This is a genomic window from Mesorhizobium sp. M7A.F.Ca.ET.027.03.2.1 (assembly GCF_003999175.1).
Lineage (GTDB): Bacteria > Pseudomonadota > Alphaproteobacteria > Rhizobiales > Rhizobiaceae > Mesorhizobium.
The window spans coordinates 1-12,098 of record NZ_RZOM01000057.1 but is presented as its reverse complement, the minus strand read 5'-3'; the positions used below and the strand labels follow the sequence as shown (position 1 = coordinate 12,098).

Below are 12,098 nucleotides of genomic sequence, written 5' to 3'. Positions count from 1 at the left end.
CCGGCGGATAGACCGGAACCTTGGCGGCCAGCGCACTGGCGGCTGCAACCGGCACGTTCTCGAACTCGTAGGTGACGACGGAACTCGAGCCTGCCAGTTCGGCAAGGGCGGCCGGGTCGTCATAGGCGGCTGTTATCTGCCCGTTGGCGACCTGTGCCGCGGGGCAATCCGCTTGCGGCTCCAGCACCACGGTGCGGTAGCCGAGGCGGGCGGCAGCAACAGCCAGCATGCGGCCGAGCTGGCCGCCGCCAATGATGCCGATGGTCGATCCGGCGGGCAGGCTCACGGCGTATCCGTCGGTTCTGCCGCGACCTTGGCGGTCTGCGCGGCGCGCCAGGCGTCCAGACGGACGGCAAGGCTGTCATCGTTCAGGGCCAGCACGGCAGCGGCCAGAAGGGCTGCGTTGGCAGCGCCGGCCTTGCCGATGGCCAGCGTGCCCACGGGAATGCCGGCCGGCATCTGGACAATGGACAGCAGCGAATCCTGCCCGGAAAGCGCTTTCGATTCCACCGGCACACCGAACACCGGCAGCGGCGTCATCGCCGCCGTCATGCCGGGCAGGTGCGCCGCACCGCCGGCGCCGGCGATGATCACCTGATAACCGGCTGCCTTGGCGCCCTTGGCGAAATCATAGAGCCGGTCCGGCGTGCGATGCGCGGAGATGATCAGCCGCTTGTGCGGGATGCCGAGTGCTTCCAGCGTTTCGGCGGCATGGCGCATCGTTGCCCAGTCGGACTGGCTGCCCATGATGATGGCGACGTCGGCGCGTTGATCGTCCAAGTCCGTGCTCCCCGGCGACAAAGGCGCGCCTTAGCGGAATTCGCGCGGGGCCGCAAGGATAGGCGGCCGCTGCTGCGGTTTGGCAAGACGGAAACCAGCCGATCAGATGCTGTCGCGCTCGGCCTCTGGCGTCGAGACCAGCAAGGCCGAAGCCGCGTTGGCGGCGGTGATGGCCGCCCGCATGGTCTGCCCACGGGCAAGTCCCGCGGCCAGCGCGCCAACGAATTCATCGCCGGCGCCATGCGTGCTGGCGACCTTGACGGGGATGGCGGACAGAGCAAAGGCCTCACCGCTCCGATCGCAACAGGCGACGCCCTCGCCGCCCGCCGTGACAATCGCCACCGGATAAAGATCGGCCAATAGCCGTGCGGCTTGCGCGGCGCCGTCGAGTTTCTCGACCACCGCTGTGCCAGCCAGGAATTCCGCCTCGATGGCGTTGACCACCAATATGTCGACCAGCGCGATCAACTCCTCGGAGAGTTTGCGCGCGGGGGCCGCGTTGAGCACGACGCGGCCGCCCCGTGCTTTGACGGCGCGTGCGGCGGCAATGTTGCCGGCTTCCGGCACTTCGTTCTGCAACAAAAGCACTGCCGTTTGGACCATCACATCGGAAGCAGAGGCAATGTCGGCATGGCCCAGTGTCAGATTGCTGCCCGAGACGATCACCGCGCCATAGTCGCCGCCCGCGTCGAAGATCGCCACGCTCATGCCGGAGCCGGCGCCAGCGGCCACCCGCACGAAGCGGTGGTCGACCACTGCGCGATTGAGATTGGCCAGCAACGCCCGCCCGAAATCATCGTCGCCGACGGCGCCGATCATCGCCGCGCGCACGCCGGCCCGCGCCGCCGAGACAGCCTGGTTGCCGCCCTTGCCGCCGCATTTCGGGTGCCAGGCATGGCCGGTCACCGTCTCGCCCTTGCGCGGGCGGTCGGGCGCGTCGACCATGATGTCGTAGTGCAAGCTGCCGAACACGGTGACCAGCGGCGATGTCGTCATGAGCCCCGGTCTTTTCGTTTCGATGTCACCGCGGACATGGTGCGGCCGAGATTGCGCTCCGCCGCCTGATAATCGCGCTGTGCCACCGCCACGAACAGCGCGTCGAGGATGTTGAGCTGGGCAATGCGCGCCGCTGCGTTCTCGCCCATCAGCGGCGAGCCTTGCGCGGTCGAGCAAAGCACGATGTCGGCGACCGCAGCCAGCGGCGAGTTGTCGTAGTTGGTGATGGCCAGCGTGCGGGCACCGTTCTTGCGGGCCAGCTGGATGGCGTCGATGACGGCCGACGTGTTGCCCGAATGCGAGAAGCCGACGGCGATGTCGTCGCCGCCGAGCAGCGAGGCCGACATCAACATCATATGCGAATCGTCATAGACGGATGCGCGGATGCCGATGCGCAGAAACTTGTGCGAGACATCGCGGGCGATCTGCGCCGAGCCGCCGACGCCATAAAAATCCCGGTTCTTGGCACGGAAGAGCAGCTCGGCGGCGCGGTCGAAATCCTCGATGTCGAGGATCGCCAGCGTCTCCTCCAGCGCCTGGATGGAGGTGCGAAAGACTTTTTGCACGATCTCGGCCGAACTGTCGTCGGATGACAGTTCCTGGTGCATGTCGGCGGTCGGCAGGCGACTGTATTCATAGACGGCGGTGCGGAAGTCGCGATAGCCGGAAAAGCCCAGCTTCTTGGCGATCTTGACCACCATCGCCTCGGACACGCCGGACTCTTCGGCGATCTGTTTCAGCGGAATGCTCTCGTCGAAGCCGCGCCGGCCGAAGACGGTTTCCACCACCTTCGCCTCCAACGGAGTGAGATGCGGCATCATCATGCGGATCCGCGGTCCTACCGCTTTCAGGTCCAGCCCGCTCAAGGTCATCCACGCCCCCTCGTCACGCGATCGATAAGCATCGCGGCGAGGATTATAAGACCAGTTGCCAGAAGCTGATAGAAGGACTGGACGTTCATCAGCGTCAAACCGTTGCGCATAGCGCCGAGGATGACGGCGCCAAGGATGGTGCCGACGATGCTGCCCTTGCCGCCCATCAGCGAGGCGCCGCCGATGGCGGCAGCCGCGATGGCGTCGAGTTCCCAGAGATTGCCGAGGATGGGCTCGGCGGCGCCGAGCCGGCCGACCAGGATCTGCGCGGCAAGCGCCGCCAGCAGGCCTGAGATCATGTAGGCGGCGATCTTGGTGCGGGCAATCGGCACGCCGGCGATGTAGGCCGCCTCCTCGTTGCCGCCGACGGCAAGCAGATATTCGCCGAAGGGCGTCTTCTTCAAAACCACCCAGGCGACGACAGCCACGCAGGCGACGATGATGACCGCCAGAGGCAGTCCAAACAGCGATCCGCTGAAGATGGCGCGAAAGTCGGCGGGCAGGCCGAGGACCGGATTGCCGCCGGTGTAGATCAGCGCCAGCGCCCGATAGGTGCTGAGCGTTCCCAACGTGACGATGAAGGGCTGCAGCCCGACATAGGCGACGAGCACGCCGTTGACGAGGCCGCAGGCAAGGCCAATGGCGAAGCCGGCGGCGATGGCCAACGGAAACGGCACGCCGGCGACCATCATAGAGGCCGAGATGACGGCCGAGAGTGCCGCCGTCGGCCCGACCGACAGGTCGATGCCACCGGAGATGATGACCAGCGTCATGCCCAGCGCCAGACAGGCATTGATGCTCGACTGCTGCAGGATGTTGATCAGGTTGCGCTCGGCGAAGAAGCCGGGCACCAGCGCGCCGAATAATGCCAGGATCACGACAAGGCCGATCAGCGTGCCGGCGTCGCGCATGGAAACGCCGCGCAGGAATTCGGCGCGTGGCCGCACCAGAGTGGTATCCGACATATCCGTCACCTACTGCCTTGCCTGTTGCGCGGCCGGCGTTTGCGTTTGCGGGATGGCGTGCGCCGCGATCGCCTGTTCGCTGATATCGTCTCTGTGGAGTTCGGCCGCGATCGTGCCGTCGCGCATGACCAGCACGCGGTCGGCAAGCCGGATCACTTCGGGGAGTTCGGAGGAGACGACGATCACGGCATGGCCCTCGGCGGCGAGTTCCTCGATCAGATGATAGATCTCCGCCTTGGCGCCGACATCGATGCCGCGTGTCGGTTCGTCGAACAAGAGGATGCGCGTTCCCGCGGCCAGCCAGCGGCCGATGATCGCCTTCTGCTGGTTGCCGCCGCTGAACAGGCGGATCGGCCGGTCGAGCAGGAACGGGCGCAGATTGACGCGGCTCATCCTGTCGACCGCCACCTGTTTCAGCCTGGTGTGATCGATGACGCCGCGCGGCGCGAATACGTTCATCGAGGCCAGCGCCATGTTGCTGGTGATCGAGCGCAGCGGCACGATGCCTTCGCGCTTGCGCTCCTCCGGCACCATGCCGATGCCGGCGGCAATCGCATCGCGCGGGCCGGCGAAGCGCGCCGCCTTGCCGTCGATTGCAATGGTGCCGGCCGTGGCGCGATCGGCGCCGGCCAGGAGCCGCAAAAGTTCAGTTCGGCCGGAACCGACCAGGCCGGCAATCCCCAGCACCTCGCCGCGATGCAGATCGAACGACACGTTGCGCACCTTCGTCGCCGAGGAGAGGCCACGCGCGCTCAGCATGACCTTGTTCGTGGCATGGGAATTATGGTGTTCCTGCGCCAGTTCGCGGCCGACCATCATCGCCACGACCGCTTTCTCCGACAGGTCTTTCAGATCGACGGAATCGCCGACGACGCCGTCGCGCATGATGGTGGCGCGCCGGCAGATGCCGAACACCTCATCCAGCTTGTGCGAGACATAGACGACGGCGACGCCATCGCGCGCCAAACCTGTAATGACTTGCGCGAGCCGTTCGAATTCGCTCGGCGTCAGGCTCGATGTCGGCTCGTCCATGGCGACGATGCGGGCGCGATCGAGCAATGCCCTGGCAATCTCGACAATCTGCCGCTGCGCCACCTTCAGGGTGCCGAGCGGGGCGGCTGGATCGATGGAAGGGTCGATGGCTGCAAGAGCCTCGGCGGCGCGGCGCTCCTGCTCTCTGCTGGCGACGAAGATGCCGCCTCGTGTCAGCGGATGGCCGAGGAACATGTTCTGGGCGACGCTGAGGCGCGGCACCTGCTGCAATTCCTGATGGATCATGGCGACGCCCGCAGCGCGCGCGGCAACCGGATTGGCGAGTGTAACCGGCTTGCCGTCAATGAGGACGCTTCCCGCTGTCGGCCTGTAGACGCCAGACAGTATGCGCAGCAGCGTCGACTTGCCGGCGCCGTTTTCGCCGAGCAGGCCGTGGATTTCACCGGCCGCGACCGAGAACGAAACGCCGTCAAGCGCCCGTACGGCCGGAAACAGCTTGGAAATCCCCTTGAATTGCAGCCTGGGTGACATCGGGATCTATCTCCGGGCCATGGTGCCGGTCAGAAGCGAATTGCCCTGACCGGCACTGTTGGTTGGCCTTACTGGCCCGCAGCCGCGTCCTCGAGCAGCGCCTTGCGCGCGCCGGCGCCGGAATAGCGGTCGGCATTGTCCTTGGTGATCAGCGCCTGTGGCGTGGCGACGACGCGCGGCAGCTTCTGTCCCGCGACGAGACGCAGAGCTGTTTCCAACGCCACTTCGCCGGTCAGAACGGGGAAACTGTCGACCGTGCCGGTCAGTTCGCCGGCCCGTATGGAGGCATAGGCATCGGAAATGCCGTCGGTGCCGAAGACCGCAACCTTGTCCTGCAGGCCGGCGGCCTTGACAGCCTCGACGATGCCGAGCGCCATGCCGTCATTGTTGGCATAGAAGCCGATCAGGTCGGGATGCTGCTGCAGGATGTTGGTGGCCGCGTCATAGGAGGTCTGGCGGTCCCAGTTGCCGGGAACGCTGGCGACAACCTCGAACTTGCCTCCCTCGGTGATGGTCGACTTGAAGCCATCGGTGCGCTGCACGGCGGCATAGACGCCAGCCTGGCCTTCGACGATGGCGACCTTGCCGCCATTCGGACGATTCTTGACGAACCATTTGGCGACGCGCACGCCATTGTCGCGTTGGACGTTGCCGACATAATGCTCGGCCTGCGGGATAACGGCGTCATTGACATTGACCACCGGCACGTTGGCGGCCCTGGCCTGCTCCATGATCGGCTGCAGATTGGCATCCGTCTGCGGCGAGACGAGCAGCACGTTGTAGCCCTGCGTCACAAGGCCTTCGGCGATGGTGAGCTGGCCGAGCTGGTCGCCCTCGCTCTGCGCTGCCTGATAGACGACGGGAACGCCGACCTTGGCGCCGAATGCCGTGTAGCCCTCGCCCAGCGAGCGCCAGTATTCATTGGTCAACGTCTTGGAGACCGCGCCTGCCTTGGTGCCTTCGGGCAGCTTGGGGAACGCGCCGAACTTGGCCTGGACCTGCGACCAGTCGATGCGGTCCTTTTCCGTGTCGGAATTGAGCGGCGCGAGGTCGGCGGCAAAGGCAGAGCCGATCGAGAGCGCCATCAGTGCGGCGGTAGCGGTGGCAAGCAGAAGTTTCATTGTATTCCTCCCTGGTTGAAAACGGCGATGGATGCCTCAGCTATCCGGCCCGAGCATGATTTCCTGGATGATGGCCTGCGACGTCACCGCGTCCTGGCTGTCCATGGCGGCGGACAGGCGATTGTCCTGCTCCAGCCGGTCGACGACGCGCAGCATGCGCTTGACGGTGGCGATGTTGACTTCGCACTCGCGCACCGGATCGAGCCCGGTCATATCGGGGAACGTGTCGAAATAGATGGCGCCGGCGTAACCGTCGCGGCGAATCTGCCTGAGCAGCTCGATGGTCTGCAGCGTGTGCACCGCGCCGACCATCAGGCCGTCGTCGCGCTTGGCGTAGCCGTCGTTCAGGTGCACGCCGAGCAGCTTGCTGTGACGCGCCACCAGGGCTGCGGCAAAGGCCGGCTGTTCGTCGGCGTAGAGCACATGAGCGAAATCGAGCGTGACGCCCAGATTGGGCAGGCCGACATCGCGGATTGCCAGCAAGGTCGTCGCCGCATCCGGCATCAGGCTGTAGGAGCGTGGTTCGTTCGGTTTGTATTCAAGGCTGATCTGACAGTCGGGATCATGTGCCGCAACTTCACGAATCCCATCAATTTCGTGTTGCCAAAGCGTCGAATAGTCGGCCTGGAAGGCGTAGTCGAAGCCATCCTGGCCGAGCCACAGCGTCATCAGGCTGGCGCCGGCCTCACGCAGGGCATCGATGCCGGCCTTGGTCAGGTCGATGGCCTCGCGACGCACCGCCGGATCCGGATTGGTGAAAGCGCCGAGCTTGAAGGCGGGGTTGGAGTAGTAGCGCATGGCAAAGCCATTGATGGAGAGCCCAAGATCGCCCAGTTTCAGGGCGATTTCCGTGGGCTTTTCACCGACGTGGTCAGGAAAGTTGAGATCAAGATCGGTAAGCCCCTCGACCTTGGCGGCGCGCGCCGCCATCTGCAGCAGCGACGGCTTGCCGGTAAGATCGGGCCACTCGGCCTGCGGTCGCGAGGCAAAGGAATTCAGGCGCGTGGCGAAACGAGTGGCTGTCATGATCGATCCTGCAATCGTCATGACTTCACATAAAGAAAGATATTTGTAAAGTTATTGTTTTGAGAGGCTACGAAGCGACCACCAAGCTGGACCCGCCAAGGCGCGCAAAGGGAGCCGGCAGTTTCCCGGCCGGTGCCCTGGAGAGCCCGTCAGGCCAATAGGCGCATGATGGCGCGTGCTGGTACGGCCGGCGCAATTTCAGGTAACGATTCGCCGGGTGTTCAATCTGGCCAGCGTAAGACGCCGGACGAATCCTTGCGGGCGACTTTCATCGCATCGGCCGGGCGGTCCTTGGCGGTCGATATTGCGCGCAGCCGTTCGGCGACGATCTCGGCCTCGCCGGGATGAAGATTGCAGGGGTCGAGGAAGAAATGGCCGCGCTCCACCTCATGGTTGCGCACGATGATCGGTGGCGAGCCCGTCGCCAATGCCGAGGTGAGGCCGGCCGCCGTGAACCGGCTTTCGGGCAGTACAAAAATCTGAAGCCGATCGAGAGGGTTGGCGGTCGGATCGGGAATGATCTGCGCGACAATGCCCGGCAGGCCCTGCAACGCGTCCTTCCACAGGTTGAGCGCGGCGTCTTCGCGGCGGCGGATGCCGGCATGGTCGCGCTTTTCCCAGGCTTCCAGTGCGGCCATGGTGCCGGCGATGCTCTCCTTGCCGACCTTCATGGCGCGCGCGACGCCGCGGTTCTGGAGATAGGCGGCGCGAACCAGATCCTTGCGCCCGGTGACGATGCCGCTGGTCGGCCCACTCAGGAATTTGTGGCCGCTGTAGATGACAATGTCGGCGCCGCGCGCGAGGAAGTCGCGCAGATCATACTCTGAAGCCGCATCCACGATCACCGGGACACCCCTGGCGTGGCAGATCTCGCAGAATTCCTCCAGCGACAGCATGCCATACTGCACGGTGTGGTGCGCAACGACATAGAGGCCCGCCGCCGTGCGGTCGTTGATCGCGTCGCGCACATGATAGTCCTGCGTCACGCTGACCGTGCCGGCCGGCACGACCCTGGCGCCCGCCAGCCGGACCGACTGGTCGATCGGCGCACCATAGTTGACGATGTGGCCGAGCTGGACGATGACCTCCGACTTGAGGCCTTCCGTGTTATCAGGCAGCCGCTCGATGGCGAGCAGATTGGTCCCCGTCATCGCACCGGCGATCGCCATGGTGATGCCGCTGGCGCAGCAGGCAGTGATGAAACCGGCCTCGCCGCCGGTCAGGCGCGCGACGATCGTGCTTGCGGCACGTTGCAGGTCATCCATTTCCACCCATTGCGAGGCCATTTCCGCCATGGCGCTGATCGCTTCGGGGACAATGATCGACGCGCCGAGCGCGGTCATCGTGCCGGAGACATTGATGATCGGGCGAAGGCCGAGCCGTTCGCGGATGGTGGTGTTGGAGCCGTCGGTGGAAGTGGTTTTCATCTCTCGGATTCCATTCTTCTAAAGGTCAGGCGGCGATCTCGACAACCGCCTCGATTTCAACGGTGATGTTTCCAGGCAAGGAGCCGACGCCGATCGCCGAGCGGGCATGGCCGCCGATATTGTCGAACACATCGGCAAACAGGTCGGAACAGCCATTGACCACTTTCGGATGGTCGCTGAAGGTCGGTATGGCGTTGACGAAGCCGAGCAGCTTGACGACGCGCACGATCCGGCCAAGGTCGCCAGTGGCTGCGTGCATGACGGCAAGCAGATTGAGGCCGGTGAGGCGGGCATGGCCATAAGCCTGCTCGACGGTGACATCCTCCCCCACCTTGCCGGTAAACAGCGTGCCGTCGGTGCGCAGCGGACCCTGACCGGACAGGAAGATCAGCCGGCCGCTTTCGGCATGGGTGACGAAGTTGGCGATCGGTGTCGGCGGCTCGGGCAGCGTCAGGCCCAACGCGGCGAGCCGGATATAAGGCGTCATGAAAGAAGGCTCCTTGCGACAGCGTTGGCTGTCCCGTTCTAGAAATGCGAGGCGCGGAAGCGTGCCAGGAAGGTGCGCAGGCGCTCATTGTCGGTGTCCGCCGCCAGGATTTCGGCGGGTGGGCCCGCCGCGCTGACGCCGCCATCGGCCATGAAGATGATGCGGCTCGAAGCATCTCGGGCAAAGGCCATTTCGTGCGTGACCATCACCATCGTCATGCCGTCCTCGGCCAGGCTGCGCACGACCTCGAGCACCTCGCCGACCAGTTCCGGGTCGAGCGCGGAGGTTATCTCGTCGAGAAGCAGGATCTTCGGCCCCATGGCCACTGCGCGGGCAATGCCGACGCGCTGCTGCTGGCCGCCGGACAGTTCGGCGGGCAGGCTGTCGGCCTTGTGGGCGAGGCCGACCCGGCCGAGCCAGTGTTCGGCGATGGTGCGCGCTTCGGCGTTGCTCTTGCCGCGCACCTTGGTGAGGCCAAGCATGATGTTGCCGGCGGCTGTCAGGTGCGGAAAGAGGTTGAAGCTCTGGAACACCATGCCGGTCTCGGCGCGCATCGCGGCGAGATCGCGTTCGCTGCGACGCTGGCGGGTTCCGGCTTCGCGAAAGCCGACCTCCTTGCCGTCGATGCGGATCGAACCACTGTCATAGCTTTCGAGAAAGTTGACGCAACGCAGCAGCGTGGTCTTGCCGCTGCCGGAGGGGCCGATGACCGTCACCACCTCGCCCTTCGCCACCTGCAGGCTGACCGAACGCAGGACCTGGACGGTCCCAAAGGCTTTGGAAACGTCCTGGACGTCGAGAAGGGCCGGGGTGTTTTTCGGACTTGTGGACATTGCTATTCCCGGATGAAGGAGAAACGCCGCTCGAGCCGACGGCTGGCGAGCGAAAGGGCATAGTTGACCGCGAAGTAGATGAGCGCGCCGAGGATATAGAGCGGCATGGCCTCATAGGTGCGGCCGATGACCTGGTTGATGGCCTGCATCAGGTCGGTGATGCCGAGCAGCGATACCAGCGCGCTGCCCTTGACCGCATCGGTGACGCCGTTGATCCAGGGCGGCAGGAAGCGCCTGAACGCCTGTGGGAAAATGACGTAGGCGAGCCGCTGGCGAAAGGTGAGTCCGATCGCCATCGCCGCCTCGGACTGCCCTTTCGGAATGGAGCCGACAGCACCTCTGAAATATTCGACGACCTGAGCTGTCTTGAACAGGGTCAGCGCCAGCACTGCGGCCCAGAACGACGGCAGATGAAGCCCAACGGCCGGCAGTCCGTAATAGACAAAGAAGATGAGCACCAGGATCGGGATGCCGCGGATGGTGTCGCTGAAGATGCGCACGGCCCATTGCAACGGCACCGGGCCATAGACTAGGCCGACGCCCATGATCACGCCGGCGATCAACGAAAACACCACGACCAGCAGGGATACCCACAGTGTCAGGGCAAAGCCCTGGGCGAGGAAAGGCAAGGCATAGGCTATCTGGGTCAGCATGTCAGCGCGCCGCCCTGAACCGGCGCTCGACGAGCCGAAGCGCAAAAAGCAAGATGTAGCCCGTCACCAGATACATCGCCGTGACCACGAGATAGACCTCGACGATGCGGAAGGTGTTGAAGTTGATCCACTGGGCGCCATAGGTCAGCTCCGGCACCGAAATGACCGAGGCGACGGAGGTGTCCTTGAACAGCGATATGAAGGTGTTGGACAATGCCGGCAAGGTGATGCGCAGCATGGTCGGCAGGCGCACGTTGAGCAGCCTTTGCCAGGGCGTCAGGCCGATTGCCTTGCCGGCGTCCAACTGTCCGCGCGGAACGGCTTCGAGCCCGGAGCGAAACACCTCGACCAGATAGGCGCCGCTATAGAGCGACAGCGTGACGACGAACGAGGTCGGCGCGCTGTAGGCGATGTCGACCACTGTCGGCAGGCCGTAGAAAACGAGGTAGACGAGCAGGATCAGCGGCACGTTGCGGATGAATTCGACGTAGGCGGCGATGATGGTGCGCACGATGCGTCCGGCAGACACGTACCAGACCGCCAAAACCAGACCGATGACGGTGCCGATGGCGATCGATATGACGGCGAGTTCGAGACTGAGCAGCAGTCCGCCCCACAGCTTGTCGAAGTGCCGCCAGATCAGGTTGAAATTAAGGGCATAGCCCATGCGTCCGCCTCAGTGCCGCAGGCTTAGAGCAGTTCACCGTTTCACGGAAACGGCGACCCGCTCTAACTCTTTGTTTGACGCAATTCCGGACGAAAAACCGTTTCACACTTCCTGGAATTGCTCTAGGGAGGCGGAAGGGCGCTGGATACGCCCTCCCGCCTGATGCAGATCAGATGGCCGGGAAGCCGGGATGGCGCGCCGGCGGCTCCTGTCCGAAATAGTCCTTGAAGGCGGCATCGTAGAGTGCGTTTTCGTGGCCGAACATGGCGATGGTGAAGGTCGCGTTGACGAAGGTCAGCCAGTCAAGGTCGCCTTGCCGGAGTGCCGCGCCATAAAGCATGCTCAGCCAGCTCTTGCCGGCGTCGAAATATCTGTCCGGATTGCGCGAGGCGAGCCAGCGCACCGTGGACAGATCGACGGCAGCGGCGTCGACGCGTTTCGATTCCAGTGCCTGCAGCACGTTGGCCTGGGTATCGATCTGCATGACCTGGCACTCGGGCAGCACCGAATGCACCTGCGCCTCGGCATCGACATTCTGCAGGATGGAGACGCGTGTCGCCGAGCCGCCGGCAAGCAACTTGTCGAAGGTCTTGTTCTCGGCGGTCGGAAGGCTCAGCAGGGCGACGCCCTCGACGTAGTAAGGCCGGGAAAAGTTGACCAGCTGCGAGCGCTGGGCGCTCATCGTCATGAACTGAATGGTGATGTCGACCTTGTTGGTGGTGACGTTGGGGATGCGCTGTGCCGGAT

Annotated in this window: 13 protein-coding genes and 1 pseudogene; all 14 read right to left on the bottom strand. The window is 64.4% G+C overall.

Going from position 1 to position 12,098, the window contains the following annotated elements; genetic code table 11:
- Nucleotides 1-286: pseudogene (locus EN750_RS04635) on the bottom strand (5-(carboxyamino)imidazole ribonucleotide synthase); the annotation flags it as partial.
- On the bottom strand, nt 283-780 hold the full coding sequence (gene purE, locus EN750_RS04630) for a 5-(carboxyamino)imidazole ribonucleotide mutase (RefSeq protein ID WP_063169171.1): 498 nt from the start codon (nt 778-780) through the stop codon (nt 283-285). The gene purE and the pseudogene EN750_RS04635, both read right to left, overlap by 4 nt.
- A gap of 102 nt (nt 781-882) precedes the next feature.
- A complete protein-coding gene (locus EN750_RS04625; RefSeq protein WP_127395753.1) occupies nt 883-1,776 on the bottom strand; it encodes a ribokinase in 894 nt (297 codons plus the stop codon).
- A complete protein-coding gene (locus EN750_RS04620; RefSeq protein ID WP_127395752.1) occupies nt 1,773-2,648 on the bottom strand; it encodes a MurR/RpiR family transcriptional regulator in 876 nt (291 codons plus the stop codon). The genes EN750_RS04625 and EN750_RS04620 overlap by 4 nt, the downstream gene beginning before the upstream one ends.
- Nucleotides 2,645-3,613, bottom strand: coding sequence for an ABC transporter permease (locus tag EN750_RS04615; protein ID WP_127395751.1), 969 nt, complete (start codon nt 3,611-3,613; stop codon nt 2,645-2,647). The genes EN750_RS04620 and EN750_RS04615 overlap by 4 nt, the downstream gene beginning before the upstream one ends.
- A 9-nt stretch (nt 3,614-3,622) precedes the next feature.
- Nucleotides 3,623-5,137 carry a sugar ABC transporter ATP-binding protein gene (locus tag EN750_RS04610; protein WP_127395750.1) on the bottom strand — a complete coding sequence of 505 codons (1,515 nt, stop codon included), beginning with the start codon at nt 5,135-5,137 and terminating at the stop codon, nt 3,623-3,625.
- Nucleotides 5,138-5,205: 68 nt separating this feature from the next.
- Complete coding sequence (locus EN750_RS04605) at nt 5,206-6,258, bottom strand: substrate-binding domain-containing protein (RefSeq protein ID WP_127395749.1); 1,053 nt, start codon at nt 6,256-6,258, stop codon at nt 5,206-5,208.
- A gap of 36 nt (nt 6,259-6,294) precedes the next feature.
- Nucleotides 6,295-7,284, bottom strand: coding sequence for a TIM barrel protein (locus EN750_RS04600; RefSeq protein WP_127395748.1), 990 nt, complete (start codon nt 7,282-7,284; stop codon nt 6,295-6,297).
- A 221-nt stretch (nt 7,285-7,505) separates the two neighbouring features.
- Nucleotides 7,506-8,711, bottom strand: coding sequence for an aminotransferase class V-fold PLP-dependent enzyme (locus EN750_RS04595; RefSeq protein WP_127395747.1), 1,206 nt, complete (start codon nt 8,709-8,711; stop codon nt 7,506-7,508).
- A gap of 25 nt (nt 8,712-8,736) precedes the next feature.
- The gene (locus EN750_RS04590) at nt 8,737-9,198 is read right to left on the bottom strand and encodes a RidA family protein (RefSeq protein ID WP_127382404.1); all 462 of its coding nucleotides are present in this window, start codon (nt 9,196-9,198) and stop codon (nt 8,737-8,739) included.
- A 38-nt stretch (nt 9,199-9,236) separates the two neighbouring features.
- The gene (locus EN750_RS04585) at nt 9,237-10,031 is read right to left on the bottom strand and encodes an amino acid ABC transporter ATP-binding protein (RefSeq protein ID WP_127272345.1); all 795 of its coding nucleotides are present in this window, start codon (nt 10,029-10,031) and stop codon (nt 9,237-9,239) included.
- 2 nt (nt 10,032-10,033) lie between these two features.
- Nucleotides 10,034-10,684 carry an amino acid ABC transporter permease gene (locus EN750_RS04580; protein WP_023810936.1) on the bottom strand — a complete coding sequence of 217 codons (651 nt, stop codon included), beginning with the start codon at nt 10,682-10,684 and terminating at the stop codon, nt 10,034-10,036.
- Nucleotide 10,685: 1 nt separating this feature from the next.
- Nucleotides 10,686-11,351 (bottom strand): amino acid ABC transporter permease, encoded by a 666-nt coding sequence (locus tag EN750_RS04575; RefSeq protein ID WP_023810937.1) that lies wholly within the window; start codon nt 11,349-11,351, stop codon nt 10,686-10,688.
- Between the two features lie 169 nt (nt 11,352-11,520).
- A partial coding sequence (locus EN750_RS04570) for a transporter substrate-binding domain-containing protein (RefSeq protein WP_127395746.1) occupies nt 11,521-12,098 on the bottom strand: 578 nt, incomplete at its 5' end.